Source organism: Microlunatus soli (assembly GCF_900105385.1).
In the GTDB taxonomy this organism is placed as follows: Bacteria; Actinomycetota; Actinomycetes; order Propionibacteriales; family Propionibacteriaceae; genus Microlunatus; species Microlunatus soli.
Map to the genome: position 1 here is coordinate 1,836,504 of NZ_LT629772.1, position 15,183 is coordinate 1,851,686.

A 15,183-nucleotide genomic window follows, 5' to 3' on the forward strand; every position below is an offset into this window, starting at 1 on the left:
TGTCACATCGCGATCGCGGGCTACTGTTCCTGATCGATGGCGATCGTCGCCAACGACGGCCCGCGTTCGGCCTTGATCTTGGTCGCACACTGCTCGACGTCGGCGAACGTGCGGCAGATGTTGCCGTGTGCCATCTTGAGCAGATCCTCGTCGCTCCAGCCACGCTCGGACAGCGCGGCGAAGAGCGCCGGGTAGGTCGAGACGTCCTGCAGCCCGACCGGCAGCGAACCGACACCGTCGAAGTCGCCGCCGACACCGATGTGATCGATTCCGGCGAGCTCGCGGACATGCTCGGCGTGGGCGACCACGTCGGCAAGTGTCGCCTTCGGCCGCTCGACGGTGTAGCCGTCCTCGAACGCCTTCAGTGCATCATGATCATCGGGATCGATGCCTGCGTTGGTGACCGCCGCGTCGTACTCCAGCGTCCATTCCCGGACCGCGGGGCTGACGAAGCCGGGGACGAAGGTGATCATGCAGGTGCCGCCGTTGTCGGCCAACCGGCTCAGCACGTCATCGGGAACGTCGCGCGGATGATCACAGACCGCCCGGGCCGAGGAATGGGAGAAGATCACCGGCGCCTCGCTGGTGTCCAGGGCTGCGCGCATGGTGGCCGGCGCGACATGGGAGATGTCGACCATCATGCCGAGCCGGTTCATCTCCGCCACGACCTCCCGGCCGAAGGCGGTCAGTCCGTCGTGGGCCGGCTCGTCGGTGGCCGAGTCGGCCCAGTCGGTGTTGTCGTTGTGGGTCAGTGTCAGGTAGCGGACGCCGAGCCGGTAGAGCGACCGCAGGGTGCCCAGCGAGTTGTCGATCGAGTGGCCGCCCTCGGCACCCATCAGCGATGCGATCGGCCCGTCCTGCTGCTGGACCGCGGCGGCCAGGCCGGCCGCGGTGGTGACCAACTGCAACCGGTCGGGATAACGCTCGATCATCGAGTAGACCGCGTCGATCTGTTCCAAGGTCGCGGTGACCGCGCTCTGACCGGCCAGTGAGGACGGCACATACACCGACCAGAACTGGCCGCCGACCTGCCCGGCCCGGAGCCGGCCGAGATCGGTGTGCATGGCCGGCTGGGGCTGCGCGATGTCTCTGACTCCGAAGTCGTAGCCGATCTTGCGCATCTCCCACGGCAGATCGTTGTGGCCGTCGACAACTCCCAGATAGCTCAGCGTCACCGGGCCATCATCTCAGAGCTTCGGGCGATCCCCAGCAGAGCCGCCGTTAGATTTTCAGAGCCGCCGTTAGAGTTGTCCGGTGACTGCGGTGGAGATGTGGACCGACGGAGCCTGCAAGGGCAATCCGGGTGTCGGCGGCTGGGGTGTCTTCATGCGCTACGGCCATCACGAGAAGGAACTCTTCGGTGGTGAGGCGCTGACCACCAACAACCGGATGGAACTGACCGCGGTGATCGAGGGCCTGCGCGCGCTGACCAAGCCGTGCGAGGTGGCGTTGCACGTCGATTCGTCCTATGTGATGAACGGGATCCAGAAGTGGATGCCCGGTTGGAAACGTAACGGCTGGAAGACCTCGGACAAGAAGCCGGTCAAGAACGCCGAGCTCTGGCACGAGTTGGACGACGAGCTCGCCCGCCATCAGGTCAGCTGGACCTGGGTCAAGGGCCACTCCGGCGACCCCGGCAACGAGCGGGCCGACGAGCTGGCCAACAAGGGGGTCCTCACCGTCAGCAACGTCTGATCCAGATCCCGCACCCCGGTCGGTCAGGGAATCAGGACCAGCTTGCCCCGGACGTGTCCGCTCTCGCTCTGCCGGGTGGCCTCGACCACCTGCGCGAGCGGATAGCTTCGGCTGATCTCCAGCTCGAAGTCACCCGAGGCGATCAGCTCGGCCACTGCGGCGTACGCCTCGTCCCGCCACCGCTGCTGCTCGGCCGTCAACGGCACCGGGTTCCCACCCTGCCAGGCCTGGATGCCGAGCTCGGCGGCTCGCGGGCCGGCCACGACGGTACCGATCCGTTGCCGATCGTCGACCAGCGCGAACGACGCTTCGAGAGCCTCATCGGTGCCGGCGGCGTCCAGGATCCGGTCGAACCCGTCGGGCGCGATCTCCCGGAGCCGGTCCAGCAGTCCCGGCCCGTACGCGATCGGGACCGCTCCGAGCTCTCGCAGTCGATCATGGTTGTCCGGCCCGGCGGTAGCCACCACCTCCGCACCCCACAGCCTGCCGAATTGAACCGCGGCCTGCCCGACCCCACCGGAGCCGCCGTGGATCAGCAGCCGGGTGCCGGCACCGACGTCGAGCGATTTCAGCGCTTGATACGCCGTACTGGTGGGAATCCCGATCGCAGCGGCCTGCTCGAAGGAGAGCACCGCCGGCTTCTCCAGCAGGTGATCCACGGTGGTCGCCAGGTGACTGGCGTAGGTGCCCGCACCGGCCTTGATGATCACCGGGTCACCGACGGACCAGCCGGTGATGGCCGAGCCGACCTGGACGATCACGCCGGCGCCGTCGGAGCCGAGCCGACGCGGCTCGGTGATCGGCGGGGTCGGTCGGAGCCCGGAGCGCTGTTTCCATTCGATCGGGTTGACGCCGGCGGCGCGGATCTCGACCACCACCTGGTCCGGCGCTGCCTGCGGCGTCGGCACCTCCGCCAACTCCAGCACCTCGGGCCCGCCGAGTTCGCGATACTGCACAACGGTTGCCATCAGGGCGACTCCTTGATCACGGGATTCGGTAGGAATTCTCACACCCGCTGCGACCACAGTCCCCACGACCGACCAGCTGCCGGGACAACTGTTCGGCTCCGGAACCACCGCCCGGCTGCCCCTCACCCACCCCGCCGCACCGGCTGCGTACCTTCGCACCAGGTGTACGTGGTGCGAAGGTACGCAGGTGGTGCGAAGGTGCGGGTGCGGGAACGCCGAAGGGCGGCCCCGGATGGGACCGCCCTCGGCGTGTTGATCTTGCTCGATGGAGCGACAGAACCCTTCGACGGGTTCAGGACTTCGCTCAGAAGTCCATTCCGCCCATGCCACCCATGCCACCGTCGCCGGCGGGAGCGGCCGGAGCCTTCTCCGGCTTGTCGGCGATGACGGCCTCGGTGGTCAGGAACAGCCCGGCGATCGAGGCGGCGTTCTGCAGCGCGGAACGGGTCACCTTGACCGGGTCGTTGATACCGGCGCCGAGCATGTCGACATACTCACCGGTTGCGGCGTTCAGACCCTGACCGGCCGGCAGCGAGGCGACCTTTTCGGCCACGACGCCACCCTCCAGGCCGGCGTTGAAGGCGATCTGCTTCAGCGGAGCACCGGCAGCGGCGAGCACGATCTGCGCACCGACGCCCTCTTCGCCCTCGAGCTGGACGTTCGCCAGCTTGGCGGCCTGCAGCAGCGCGACGCCACCGCCGGGGACGATGCCCTCCTCGACCGCAGCCTTCGCATTGCGGACGGCGTCCTCGATGCGGTGCTTGCGCTCCTTCAGCTCGACCTCGGTGGCCGCGCCGACCTTGATCACCGCAACGCCGCCGGCCAGCTTGGCCAGCCGCTCCTGCAGCTTCTCGCGGTCGTAGTCGGAGTCGGAGTTCTCGATCTCGGCGCGGATCTGCTGGACCCGTCCGGCGATCGCCTCGGAGTCACCGGCGCCCTCGATGATGGTGGTCTCGTCCTTGGTGACGACGACCTGCCGGGCCTGGCCGAGCAGATCGAGCTCGACAGCGTCCAGCTTCAGGCCGACCTCTTCGCTGATGACCTGGCCACCGGTGAGGATGGCGATGTCGGCCAGCATGGCCTTGCGGCGGTCACCGAAGCCCGGTGCCTTGACGGCAACGGACTTGAAGACGCCACGCACCTTATTGACGATCAGGCCGGCCAGGGCCTCACCCTCGACGTCCTCGGCGATGACGACCAGCGGCTTGCCGGACTGGATGACCTTCTCCAGAACGGGGAGAACGTCCTTCAGACCGGAGATCTTGGAGTTGACGATCAGGATGTACGGGTCGTCGACGACGGTCTCCTGGCGCTCCGCATCGGTCACGAAGTAGCCGGAGATGTAGCCCTTGTCGAACCGCATGCCCTCGGTGAGCTCGAGCTCCAGGCCGAAGGTGTTGGACTCGTCGACGGTGATGACACCTTCCTTGCCGACCTTGTCCATCGCCTCGGCGATGATCTCGCCGACCTGCGGGTCACCGGCGGAGATCGACGCGGTGGCGGCGATCTGCTCACGGGTCTCGACCTCGGTGGCCAGCCCGATCAGCTGCTCGTTGATCGCTGCGACGGCCTTGTCGATGCCCCGCTTGAGGTCCATCGGGTTGGCGCCGGCGGCGACGTTGCGCAGACCCTCGCGGACCAGCGCCTGAGCCAGCACGGTCGCGGTGGTGGTGCCGTCACCCGCGACGTCGTCGGTCTTCTTGGCAACTTCCTTGACGAGCTCGGCGCCGATCTTCTCGTACGGCTCTTCGAGCTCGATCTCCTTGGCGATCGACACACCATCGTTGGTGATGGTGGGCGCGCCCCACTTCTTCTCCAGTACGACGTTGCGGCCCTTCGGGCCAAGGGTGACCTTGACCGCGTCGGCGAGGGTGTTCATCCCCCGCTCGAGGCCGCGCCGCGCCTCGGTGTTGAATTCAATCAGTTTGGGCATGGTGCTCCGCGAGTCCTCCCGCGTCAGGCGGCATCGGCCGCCGATTCGACTGTCATAGGTTGTCTTGTTGTCAGCCCAGAGCGGTGCCCGCGACGGACGGCCGACCAGTCGTTGACCGGACGGCCTCACCGGACTTGGGTGGTAGCACTCTCACACGGAGAGTGCTAGCTCATGTTTAGCACTCGGCAGGTGCGAGTGCAAACAGCAGGACCGGACACATCCGCTCCGGCACGACGACGAGTCGGATCCACCGCGGCGCCCGGCAGGTCCGCTCGAGGGCGAGTTCGACTCGGCCGGGGTGCGTTATCCGGGACGGTGACCGGCGCGCTGATCGCGGGCCCGAGCTCGGGTGACTTTCAGGTAGCACCCGACCACCAGGCACCCGATGCCGAGGACGAACGACCCGACGGTGACCACCACAAGGAAACCACTGGTCGGGTCGCCCGGCTCGGGACGGAGGAGGTCGAAGAGTCCGGACACCGCCCTCACCAGGACGATCACCCCGATCACGATCTGCAGCGTCCCGGTCGCGCGCTTGACCGGCCGGGCCGGCACTGCCGGCGCCGGGCGGGACAGCTCACCCTGAGGGCCGTAGCCGCTGAACTGATCTCCTTGCGGTCCAGGAGGTGGGCCGTACGACGGCTGACCGTACGACGGCTGGCCATAGCTCGGTTGGCGACCCTGCACCGGCGGACCGTACGACGGCGCCGTCGGCGGCTGGGGCCCGCTCGAACCGAGTCCGGGGTCGAGCGCTTGCGGATCTGAGCCCGGGCCGACCCATCCGGCGCTGAACGGCGGTGGGTCATCCGATCGGCGCTGCTCGGAATGCGGGCTACCCATACATCAACGTTACGGGCTCGACGGTCCACCCTTCGGCGTCGTTGCCGGCCCCCGGCAGACCACGACGGCCACCGTCAGTCGACCGGTCGTGCCTGCGACGGTGGAGTCCCGACGACATCGACGTCCCGCGGCTGGTAACGCTCGGCCGTCAGATCCGCTCGGATCATCCGGTGCAGGCTGAACCATCGGACGGCGTCCCTCAGCCGGTCCCAACACACCAGATACCACTGGGCCCGGGTGTGCGCGAGAAGGATCGGCTCGACGCGGCGGGAAGTGACCTCGCCTCGTGCGTCGCGATAGCGGATCGCCAGCACGCGGGCGGTCGCCAACGACTCCTCGACCGCAGCCGACACCGACAGATACCGACGGGCGACCGGGACCACCTCGGTGGCCGCTCGTTGCTCGGCCCGTGCGTGATCGCCCGTTCCGGATGTGGACTCCGACTCGGCAGTGTCACCGTGATCGATCCATACGCGAGCGGCGAGCGCCCGGGCCCGTTGCGCGGCAGTCTCTCCCAGGGTGTCCCAGATCTTCTGCCGCGCGGCAGCGGCGTCGACCGCGAACGGGCTCCGCACCGGCAACGCGGCCGAAGCGATGGCCAAGGCAACGGCCTGCCGCGGGGTGAAGTTCACCGGCGGCAGGCTGGCGGAATCGTCCAGAACGTAGCCGCCGCCGGGCCCGGCTTGCGCCCAGATCGGCAGCCCGGACTGCTGTAGCGCGTCGATGTCCCGCTTGATGGTCCGCTCGCTGACCTCGAACGTGCGGGCCAGCCGGCTACTGGTGGCGCCACGGTGCCCCAACCGACGCAACTCCTCGGTGACGGCATACAACCTGTCGGTCCGGTTCACGTCGGCCTCCCTGCCGGTTCCATGATTCCGCGAACATCCGGATAAACAGTGACAGACCGGTGTCACCGGTGCTCCAGCACACTGCTTTCATGACCACGACATCAACGAAGAACATCGCCGAGCAGGCCGCTATCCATGTCGTCCTGGTGCCCGGCTTCTGGATCGGCGGCTGGGCATGGGATGGGGTCCTCCAGCCACTGCGTGAGGCAGGGCTGACACCACATCCGGTCACGCTGCCCGGGCTGGACGGCGACGGCGACCGTCCGATCGGCGACATCACCAGGACGGAAACGGTCGCGGCCGTCGCGGACCTGGTCGCCGGGCTCAACGGCGACATCGTGCTGGTCGGGCACAGCGGCGGCGGGCCGCTGATCCAGCAGGTCGCGGACCAAACCCCGGAGCGATTCCGCCGACTGGTCTTCGTCGACTCCGGCCCGCTGGTGGACGGCGCGCGGTCGGCGCAACAAACCGACGCCGAGGCGATCCCGTTGCCCAGCTGGCACGATCTCGCCGAACAGGGCTCGTCGATCGAGGGCATCTCCGCGGACGGACTGGCCCGGTTCGCCGAACGCGCCGTGCCGCAGCCCGCAGCAGTCGCCTGCGCGCCGGTACACGTCGGCAACCCGTCCCGACTGCGGATCCCGGTGACCGCGATCTGCACTTCGATCCCGTCCGGCACGTTGCGCGAGCTGGCGACACCCGGCGGACCACTGTCGACCGAGCTACTCGACTACGCCGACCTGACCTGGGTCGATCTCCGCACCGGGCACTGGCCGATGTTCTCCCGGCCCGACGACCTCGCAGCCGCCCTGGTCACCGCGGCTCGCGCCTGACGGACACGGACCGGACTCCTGGCCGCGACGTCGTCAGGCAGCGGGCCGGATCCCGGCTCGGATGATCTTGATCTGGGTTTCGACGTCGACCGTTCCGGCAGGAGAACGGTCAACGAGGAACGCGATGCCGCTGAGCATCTGACACACCGTCTTGGCGTCGACGTCCTCGCGAACCAGGCCGGCAGCCTTGGCCCGATCGATCACGTCGCGGCTGATCCCGCTCAACTGCTCCTTGCAGAGGTTGAGCGCGGGCCGTTCCTCATCGGTGTTGTCCTCCAGCAGCGCCTCGTGCAGCCCGCGGAAGAAGTTCTTGTAGTCGACGTAGCGACGCAACCACTCATCGAGGACCTGCTCGTCATCCTCGATCGCGGCCAGCCGACGCCCCTCGGCCTCGACCTCGTCGCGCCAGTCCTGCAGTACGGCGAGGTGGAGGTCGGCCCGGCTCGGGAAGTGCCGGTAGAGGGTGCCGGGCCCGACGCCGGCCCGCTTGGCGATGTCGTCCAAGGATGCGTTGGCGCCGTGCTCGCTGAACGCCTGCCGGGCGACAGCCACCAGCGTGTCGTAGTTCCGCTGGGCATCGGCCCGCAGTTTGCGACCCTGCGTCGGGTTCGCAGCGATTGTGGCGCGCATCACACTTCCATCCATTGCTAACCGGAGACAGTCTCCATTAATGTATTCGGAGACGGTCTCCGATTACTCCTCTTCAGATCCGGTGCCGAACCTCAGAGGCAAATCGGAGTCACTCTCCAGATAACTGTACTCCACCCGTCCGAGCCGCGAAAGACGCGCTCACCCCACCAATCCAGACCTTGGTAGAAGGCCGAACCTCCTCAAAGGATCGTTGTGTCTGCTCAGACCACTGCTCTCCCCGACGGCGTCACCACGCCTCCGGGTCGCGCCCGCGCCGGCATCGCGCTGGCCGTCATCCTCACCGCCCAGCTGATGCTCGTGCTGGACGCCACCATCGTCAACGTCGCACTCCCCGTGATCCGGGGCCAGTTCGGCTTCTCTCCGGCGACCCTGTCCTGGGTGCTGAACGCCTACACCCTCGCCTTCGGCGGCCTGTTGTTGCTCGGCGGCCGGCTCGGCGACGTCCTCGGCTACCGCCGGACCTTCATGGTCGGCCTGTCGATCTTCGTGATCAGTTCCGCTCTCGGCGGTGCAGCCCAGTCGGCCGAATGGCTGATCACCGCGCGCGCCGTCCAGGGCATCGGCGCCGCCCTTGCCGCTCCCGCAGCCCTGTCGCTGTTGACCCGATCCCATCCGGAGGGTCCGGCCCGTAACCGCGCTCTCGGACTGTTCGCGGCTGTCAGCTCGGGTGGCGCCTCGATCGGCCTGATCCTCGGCGGCGTCCTGACCTCCGGCGCCTCCTGGCGCTGGTCGTTGTTGATCAACGTCCCGATCGGGATCGCCGCCATCGTGATCGGCAGCCGGCTGCTGCCGGACACCGAACGCCGCCGGGAGCCGTTCGACATCCCCGGCGCACTCACCGCCGTGATCGGGATGACCTCGCTGGTCGCCGGATTCGTCTGGATCCCCGAGTACGGATGGTCGCTGCGGACCGTGGTCAGCCTCGCCGTCGGCGTCGCCGCGATGGCTTCGTTCGCGATCATCGAACGACGGGCCGGCTTCCCGCTGTTCGCGCTGCGACTGCTCCGCGAACCCAATCGGGTCACCGCGCTGCTGGCCTTCATGCTGGTGGTCGGCGGCCAGATGGGCGGCTTCTTCTTCCTGGTGCAGTATCTGCAGGTCGCTCGCGGCTACGACGCCTTCACCTCTGGGCTGGCGTTCCTCCCGCTGACCGTCGGAATCTTCGCCGTGTCCCGGATCGCTCCCCGGCTGATCACCCGTTACGGGCCGTTCGCGGTCGGGATCGGCGGCATGATCATCCTGCTCGCGGCCCATCTGATGCTCAGCCGGATCACCCTGGACGGCAACCTGATCGTCGGCGTCCTGCTGCCGATGATGATGCTGGGCATCGGCGCCGGCGCGACCTTCCTGCCGATGAACATCCGGATCCTGTCCGGGGTTCCGGCTCAGGACGCCGGCTCCGCGTCAGGCATGCTGCAGACAGCCCAGCAGGCCGGTGGCGCCGCGCTCGGCCTGGCCGTCCTGATCGCCGCCTCCGGGATCGGCTCCACCGGCGCCGGCGCGACGCCGGTGCCGGCGCTGATCACCGGCATGCACCACGCCTTCGGTACCGCGGTGATTTTCGTCAGCGTCGCCGTCGCTGTCACCGTCGGCGCCCTGATCCGCGAGCGGGTGGTTGCCCGGCGCGCGGCAGCGCAGGTCGTCGAAATGTGATGTGATCTCAGGGCAGACCGTCGCGCTTGATCTCAAGTGCGGTTCAAGTCCTAGGCTCACCTTCGTCGGTCTGCCCGTGATCATCGTCGGCCTGGTGTCCGGTCAGTCTGCTGGCCCAGGGCACCAGGCACCGGTGGTCACGGGCGATCTTTCGTCACCGAGAAAGGCACCGGATGTCCCAGCCCACCCCCGCCTCAGCCGGCGTCGGACTGCGTTCCGAGCGCGGTCCGGTGCTCGGCTCGGTCATGCTGGGTACGGCGTTGATCGCGCTGGACGCGACCATCCTGGCGACCGCCGTACCGTCGGTGGTCTCCGATCTCGGCGGCTTCGCCCAGTTCCCGTGGCTGTTCTCGATCTACGTCCTGGCCCAGGCGGTGTCGGTGCCGATCTACGGCAAGCTGGCCGACCAGATCGGCCGCAAGCCGATCATGTTGTTCGGGATCGGGCTGTTCGTCCTCGGCTCGATCCTGTGCGGCATTGCCTGGTCGATGCCGGCACTGATCGGCTTCCGCGCGGTCCAAGGGCTCGGCGCCGGTGCGATCGGCCCGATGGGAATGACGATCATCGGCGACATCTACAGCGTTGCCGAACGCGCCAAGGTGCAGGGTTACGTTGCCAGCGTCTGGGGAATCTCCTCGGTCGTCGGCCCGACCCTGGGCGGCGTTTTCACCGACTTCATCAGCTGGCGAGCAATCTTCGCCGTGAACATCCCGCTCGGCGTGATCGCTGCCTGGATGCTCTGGCGCAACTTCGACGAATCGGTCACGGCGACCAAACACAAGATCGACTTCGCCGGCGCCGCAACTCTGGCGGTCGGGACTTCCTTGATCATCCTCGGTCTGCTCGAAGGTGGCGTGCTGTGGCAATGGTCGTCGCCGCCGAGTGTGTTGATCTTCGTCGTCGGAGCCGTCGTCCTGGTGTTGTTCGTGATCATCGAACGACATGCCTCCGAGCCGGTGCTGCCGGGCTGGGCCTTCACCCGGCGGATCTTCGTCGGCGTCTACATCGCTGCGATGGCGGTCGGGGTGCTCACCCTCGGTCTCAGTTCCTACGTCCCGATGTTCGTCCAGGAGGTGTTGGGAACCAGTGCCCTGATCGCCGGTTTCGCCCTGGCCGGGATGACGCTCGGCTGGCCGGTGGCGGCAAGTCAGGCAGGCAAGATCTATCTGCGGATCGGGTTCCGCAACACGGCGTTGATCGGTGGCGTCTTCGGTCTCGTCGGAACGGCGTCGTTGCTGTTGCTGGGACCCGGATCGTCACCGGTGCAGGTCGGCCTGAGCTGCGTGGTGATCGGCATCGGGATGGGCCTGATCGCCAGCCCGACGCTGGTGGCGGCTCAGGCCGTCGTCGGTTGGCAGCAACGCGGGGTGGTGACCGCGACCAACATGTTCGCCCGGTCGATGGGCAGCGCCGTGGGTACCGCGGTCTTCGGCGCGATCGCGAATGCGACGCTGAGTCGCCACGGTGTCGTCGGCAGCGGCAGTAGTCACGAGGCGGGCAACGGTGCCGCCAGCGGCGTACCGCCGCTGCTGCTCTCCGACGCCGTCCATCAGGTGTTCCTCGGCGCCGTCGTGATCGGCGTCCTGATGCTGGTCGCGATCATGATCATCCCGCGGCGGATCGAGACCGCCGAATAACAGGGGGTGCCGAACAGAGCGCCGATCGCGACAGGCATCCCGGGTGATGGCCGCCGGAGAGCAATCCGCTCCCAGTCGGCTCGGAACGGCCCCGCCGGCAGGTATCACCGAACGGGGATCCGATTCTCCGCACCCGCAGACCCAAGTCATGGGCGGGGAGCCGGTCCGTCCTCGGCCGACCGGCGTTGCGGACTACAGTCAAGACATGTCAACGACGACATCGCGATCTCGGGTCGTGGCCGGGTTGGTGTCGTTGATCGTCATCGCCGGATGCAGCCAGCCGGAACGGGAGCCTGGCCTCTTCGGCCGGGATACACCTCCCCCGTCGCCGACGATCGCGGCGTCCGCACCGACCACCTCGCCGCGTCCGCACCCGCAGGTGGTCAACCCTCGGCTGCCGGTCCTCGGGGAACGGGTCTGGACCACCGGTGACGGCAGCCGGATCAGCTTTCGGATCGCCGTCCACGGATTGCGGCGGATCTCCGGCGGCACCGTTCTGGACTGGTCGATCACGCCGTTGCCGAGCGCCGGGCTGCGGCCCGGTGATGCCGTACCCGAGACCGTCGACCTGGCAGCAGCGAGCGATCCGAGGACGTTTCGGGTGATCGACACCGATGCTCGACAGGTCTACCGACCGCTGGTGGATCCCGAAGGCCGGCATTGCCTGTGCACGGCCGACCACCCGCTGCGGGTCGAGGTGACGTCGGTGCGGCAGGTGACCTTCCCCGAACTCCCCGATCCGAACGGCGCTGCGCCGTTCGATGTCGACATCCCGTCGGTCGCGCTGTTCACCGGCATCTGGGCGCCCGCTCCCGGCTTCGCCGTCGCCGCCGATCGTGGCACGGACCTGTCCGGGCCCGCCCATGCCGACTCCGTGATCCATTGGACCCGGTCGTTCCGGTACGGCCCGAGCCGCTCCGGGCAGCTGATGCGGATCGGCATCATCGGTGTCACCACCTCGCCCGGTTCGACCTCGATGGTCTGGTCGATCTGGACGATCTCATCCGGGTCCGGACTCAGCGCAGGTCGCGCCGGACCGGTCACCGCCGACACCGACAGCAGGACCGGCCGCGATGTGGCCAGCGGGCCGCGGCTGCGCTATTCGACCTCGTCGCGGCACCACAGAACACTGTCGCCCTGGCGGGAGGGCGGACGCGACGGCCCCTGTCTGTGCAGCGATCTGGGCGGCTGGACGGCCGGCATGGCGACCGCGCGGAGATCGATCACGGTGATCACCAACCTGCCGGCGTTGCCGGCCGGGGTGACATCGGTCGACGTCCTCTTCCCGGGCCTCCAAGCCGTACGCCGGGTGGAGGTCACCCGCGTCCGGCAGCCGGCCCTGGACACCGGCGGCTGGCACGCGTGGCGCCACTGGCCGCCGGCCAACGATCGACCACCGGCACGAGGCGTCGGCGACTGGCCGACGCCGCTACCGACCGAGGAGATGGTGCGGCGGACGGTCGTGACGGTCAGGCCGCTGAGCTGAACCCGGCGTCGCGGCCCATCCAGTTGACGAAGCGCTCGGTCGGGGTCGCGTCGTCAGCCGGCTCGATCACCGGACCGAACGGGATCTGGCCACGCAACTCGGCCGGGATCCCGCGCCGTGCCGCTTGCAGCGCCGGCTCTACCAGGGCGGGATCGGCCTCGGCCGGTTGCCCGGTGGCGACGGCAAGGTCCCAACCGTGGGCGAGGGCCTCACTCAGGTAGTTGCCGATCGCGGCAGCTGCCGGCACCTCACCCCAGGGCGCGCGAACGGGGGCCGACAGGTCGGCACGCTCCGCCCAGGCCCGTTGTGCTGCCGCCGTCCGACTGCGGTAGCCGTCGGCGATGCCGTCGCCGGGCAACTCACCGATGAACGGGACGGTGAGTGCGTCCCCGCCCTCGGCCATCACCCGGACCCGGTCGGCGCCGGTGTAGAGATGGCCGATCAGCTGAGCGACGTCGAAGTCCGGACACGGGGTCGGCAGTCGCAGTTGATCATCGCCGACTCCGTCGATCAGCGCTGCGACCCATTCCTGGGCGGCGGCGAGTGCGGGACGCAGATCGGGAACAGCTGTGCTGGTGGTCATGATCTCTCCTGGGAGTTCGAAATGGTTGGGCGAAGCAATCCGGCGCCGCGATTCCTGCGACATGAACCAGCATGCAGCGCAATAGGTGACATCTGGTGTCGTGTATTTCTGAAAGACTTTCCACCATGAGAGCCGATCGTCTGTTGACCCTGGTGGCGCTGCTGCGTCGGCACGGGAAGCTGTCGGCCGTCGAGTTGGCCCGTCGCCTGGAAGTGGACCGCCGAACGGTGTTGCGCGATGTCGAAGCGTTGTCCACCGCCGGCTTCGGGATCTACACCGAACGAGGCCGCAACGGCGGCATCACACTGCTCCCGGAGTACCGACCGGACGTCGGCGGGCTGACCGCCGATGAGACCCGGGCACTCTTTCTGGCCGGTGGACAGCCGGCCCTGGCCCGACTGGGACTGGCGGCACCGTTGGCGTCGGCGCTGACCAAACTCGGCGCCGGCCTTCCGTCCGAGCGGCAACGCCAACTGCTCCGCACCGAGCAACGCATCGTGATCGATCCCGGCGGGTGGACCCCTGACGCCGAGTCACACCCCGACCTCGACCTGCTGCAGCAGGCGGTCTTCACCGATCGGCGGCTGCGGTTCGACTACCAACCGATGCCACCTCGGCAGGCGGGAATCCGAACCGTCGACCCGTACGGGCTGTTGCAGGCCGGTGATGCCTGGTATCTGATCGCCGCACATCGCGGCCGTCCACGGACCTACCGCATCTCACGGATGTCGGCGATCCGGCTTCTCCCTCAGCCCAGCAATCGGCCGGATGATCTTGACCTACGGGCGCTCTGGGAGCAACTCCGCGGCAGCTACATCGCCGACCGGGCAGGGATCCCGATCAGGTTGCGCACCACACCGCGGTGGATTGATCTGGTCCGGCGGACACTGTCGAGCCAACTGGCCGGCCCAGCGGAGGTGACCGTCGACGGCGACGGCGTGATCATGACGGCGCCGGTGATCGGGATCCGCGGAGCGGTCGGCGTGCTCGCCGGATTCGGCGAGCTGATCGAGGTACTGGAACCGCCGGAGTTGATCAACGGACTGCTCGACGTCGCCCACCACATCCATGATCATTACACCCGTACAACCGACTAACCGCCCACCCCACTCCCGCCGACCCGTCAGTTTCTCCCCGACATGCCGGGCGTGTCGGGGAGAAACTGACGGGTCGGCGGGGGTGGAGGTCAATCAGCGCTCAGTTCCTCGTCCTCGTGCGGGCTCAGGTCGCGAACCATCGGCACCACATCGGCGATCGAGTCGGTGATCACGGTCGGCCGATACGGAAAGGTCTCGACCTTCTCCCGGGTGGTGGACCCGGTCATCACCAGGATGGTCCGCATCCCGGCTTCCAGCCCGGAGATCACGTCGGTGTCCATCCGGTCGCCGATCATCACCGTCGTCTCGGAGTGTGCCTCGAGCCGATTGAGCGCAGACCGCATCATCAACGGATTCGGCTTGCCGACATAGTAGGGCTGCAACCCGGTTGCGGTGGTGATCAACGCCGCAACCGACCCGGTCGCCGGCAGCGAGCCGGCCGGCGACGGACCGGTGGCGTCGGGATTGGTGGCGATGAACTTCGCCCCGCGCTCCAACAACCGGATCGCCCGGGTGATCGCCTCGAAGGAGTAGGTGCGGGTCTCGCCGAGCACGACGTAGTCGGGATCGCTCTCGGTCATCACGAAACCCGCATCATGCAGTGCCGTGGTCAGGCCTGCCTCGCCGATCACGTACGCAGTGCCGCCCGGACTCTGCTCGGCCAGGAACTGTGCGGTTGCCAGTGCAGAGGTCCAGATCGATTCCTCGGGGACGTCGATGCCGCTGGCCAGCAGACGTGCCCGCAGGTCACGTGGGGTGAAGATCGAGTTGTTGGTCAGCACCAGGAACCGACGGCCGGACTCCTGCAGGGCGGCGATGAAGTCGGCGGCACCCGGCAACGGATTCTCCTCGTGCACCAGCACACCGTCCATGTCGGTCAGCCAGCAGTGCACCGATCTGCGCTCACTCATGGCACCAGTGTTGCCGTTGCGCGGTCTTCGACCAAGCCGCCCGGCGGG

The 15,183-nt window shown here is 67.9% G+C and carries 14 protein-coding genes; 6 read left to right on the forward strand and 8 right to left on the reverse strand.

Annotated elements, in window-relative coordinates; all coding sequences use genetic code 11:
* Nucleotides 1-20: 20 nt before the first annotated feature.
* Entirely contained in the window at nt 21-1,175 is a 1,155-nt protein-coding gene (locus tag BLU38_RS08540; protein ID WP_231920243.1) for a dipeptidase, read from the reverse strand.
* Nucleotides 1,176-1,254: 79 nt separating this feature from the next.
* On the opposite strand from BLU38_RS08540, the gene rnhA reads away from it, so the two are divergent.
* Complete coding sequence (gene rnhA, locus BLU38_RS08545) at nt 1,255-1,695, forward strand: ribonuclease HI (RefSeq protein WP_231920244.1); 441 nt, start codon at nt 1,255-1,257, stop codon at nt 1,693-1,695.
* A 23-nt stretch (nt 1,696-1,718) separates the two neighbouring features.
* On the opposite strand, the gene BLU38_RS08550 is transcribed toward rnhA, so the two are convergent.
* The 4 genes from BLU38_RS08550 to BLU38_RS08565 all read right to left on the reverse strand — a co-directional run bounded on the left by BLU38_RS08550 (nt 1,719) and on the right by BLU38_RS08565 (nt 6,284).
* The gene (locus BLU38_RS08550) at nt 1,719-2,663 is read right to left on the reverse strand and encodes an NADP-dependent oxidoreductase (RefSeq protein ID WP_091522952.1); all 945 of its coding nucleotides are present in this window, start codon (nt 2,661-2,663) and stop codon (nt 1,719-1,721) included.
* Between the two features lie 304 nt (nt 2,664-2,967).
* On the reverse strand, nt 2,968-4,596 hold the full coding sequence (gene groL / locus BLU38_RS08555; RefSeq protein ID WP_091522956.1) for a chaperonin GroEL: 1,629 nt from the start codon (nt 4,594-4,596) through the stop codon (nt 2,968-2,970).
* Nucleotides 4,597-4,899: 303 nt separating this feature from the next.
* A complete protein-coding gene (locus tag BLU38_RS08560; RefSeq protein WP_172836026.1) occupies nt 4,900-5,283 on the reverse strand; it encodes a hypothetical protein in 384 nt (127 codons plus the stop codon).
* Between the two features lie 227 nt (nt 5,284-5,510).
* Nucleotides 5,511-6,284 (reverse strand): helix-turn-helix transcriptional regulator, encoded by a 774-nt coding sequence (locus tag BLU38_RS08565; protein WP_091522962.1) that lies wholly within the window; start codon nt 6,282-6,284, stop codon nt 5,511-5,513.
* A gap of 89 nt (nt 6,285-6,373) precedes the next feature.
* On the opposite strand from BLU38_RS08565, the gene BLU38_RS08570 reads away from it, so the two are divergent.
* Nucleotides 6,374-7,117: an alpha/beta fold hydrolase gene (locus BLU38_RS08570; protein ID WP_091522964.1), complete on the forward strand. Its 744-nt coding sequence runs from the start codon at nt 6,374-6,376 to the stop codon at nt 7,115-7,117.
* A gap of 33 nt (nt 7,118-7,150) precedes the next feature.
* Here the strand turns inward: BLU38_RS08570 and BLU38_RS08575 are convergent, their stop codons facing one another.
* Complete coding sequence (locus BLU38_RS08575; RefSeq protein WP_157683312.1) at nt 7,151-7,747, reverse strand: TetR/AcrR family transcriptional regulator; 597 nt, start codon at nt 7,745-7,747, stop codon at nt 7,151-7,153.
* Nucleotides 7,748-7,960: 213 nt separating this feature from the next.
* Here BLU38_RS08575 and BLU38_RS08580 point away from each other — a divergent pair, with 213 nt between their 5' ends.
* The 3 genes from BLU38_RS08580 to BLU38_RS08590 all read left to right on the forward strand — a co-directional run bounded on the left by BLU38_RS08580 (nt 7,961) and on the right by BLU38_RS08590 (nt 12,544).
* Nucleotides 7,961-9,421, forward strand: coding sequence for an MFS transporter (locus BLU38_RS08580; protein ID WP_091522970.1), 1,461 nt, complete (start codon nt 7,961-7,963; stop codon nt 9,419-9,421).
* Between the two features lie 173 nt (nt 9,422-9,594).
* Nucleotides 9,595-11,058 (forward strand): MDR family MFS transporter, encoded by a 1,464-nt coding sequence (locus BLU38_RS08585; RefSeq protein WP_091522973.1) that lies wholly within the window; start codon nt 9,595-9,597, stop codon nt 11,056-11,058.
* A 205-nt stretch (nt 11,059-11,263) separates the two neighbouring features.
* Entirely contained in the window at nt 11,264-12,544 is a 1,281-nt protein-coding gene (locus BLU38_RS08590; RefSeq protein WP_157683313.1) for a hypothetical protein, read from the forward strand.
* Here BLU38_RS08590 and BLU38_RS08595 read toward each other — a convergent pair.
* A complete protein-coding gene (locus BLU38_RS08595; protein WP_091522981.1) occupies nt 12,528-13,127 on the reverse strand; it encodes a TIGR03086 family metal-binding protein in 600 nt (199 codons plus the stop codon). The two genes, BLU38_RS08590 and BLU38_RS08595, sit on opposite strands and share 17 nt — an antisense overlap.
* A 125-nt stretch (nt 13,128-13,252) precedes the next feature.
* Here BLU38_RS08595 and BLU38_RS08600 point away from each other — a divergent pair, with 125 nt between their 5' ends.
* Complete coding sequence (locus BLU38_RS08600) at nt 13,253-14,224, forward strand: helix-turn-helix transcriptional regulator (RefSeq protein WP_091522983.1); 972 nt, start codon at nt 13,253-13,255, stop codon at nt 14,222-14,224.
* Nucleotides 14,225-14,313: 89 nt separating this feature from the next.
* Here BLU38_RS08600 and BLU38_RS08605 read toward each other — a convergent pair whose 3' ends face one another.
* The gene (locus tag BLU38_RS08605) at nt 14,314-15,135 is read right to left on the reverse strand and encodes an HAD-IIA family hydrolase (protein ID WP_091522987.1); all 822 of its coding nucleotides are present in this window, start codon (nt 15,133-15,135) and stop codon (nt 14,314-14,316) included.
* Nucleotides 15,136-15,183 lie beyond the last annotated feature (48 nt).

Coding starts and splice junctions, on each gene's coding strand:
- BLU38_RS08575 (WP_157683312.1), bottom strand. CDS start 7,747: ATGCGCGCCACAATCGCTGCGAACCCGACGCAGGGTCGCAAACTGCGG.
- BLU38_RS08600 (WP_091522983.1), top strand. CDS start 13,253: ATGAGAGCCGATCGTCTGTTGACCCTGGTGGCGCTGCTGCGTCGGCAC.
- BLU38_RS08595 (WP_091522981.1), bottom strand. CDS start 13,127: ATGACCACCAGCACAGCTGTTCCCGATCTGCGTCCCGCACTCGCCGCC.
- BLU38_RS08550 (WP_091522952.1), bottom strand. CDS start 2,663: ATGGCAACCGTTGTGCAGTATCGCGAACTCGGCGGGCCCGAGGTGCTG.
- BLU38_RS08570 (WP_091522964.1), top strand. CDS start 6,374: ATGACCACGACATCAACGAAGAACATCGCCGAGCAGGCCGCTATCCAT.
- BLU38_RS08605 (WP_091522987.1), bottom strand. CDS start 15,135: ATGAGTGAGCGCAGATCGGTGCACTGCTGGCTGACCGACATGGACGGT.
- groL (WP_091522956.1), bottom strand. CDS start 4,596: ATGCCCAAACTGATTGAATTCAACACCGAGGCGCGGCGCGGCCTCGAG.
- BLU38_RS08590 (WP_157683313.1), top strand. CDS start 11,264: ATGTCAACGACGACATCGCGATCTCGGGTCGTGGCCGGGTTGGTGTCG.
- BLU38_RS08585 (WP_091522973.1), top strand. CDS start 9,595: ATGTCCCAGCCCACCCCCGCCTCAGCCGGCGTCGGACTGCGTTCCGAG.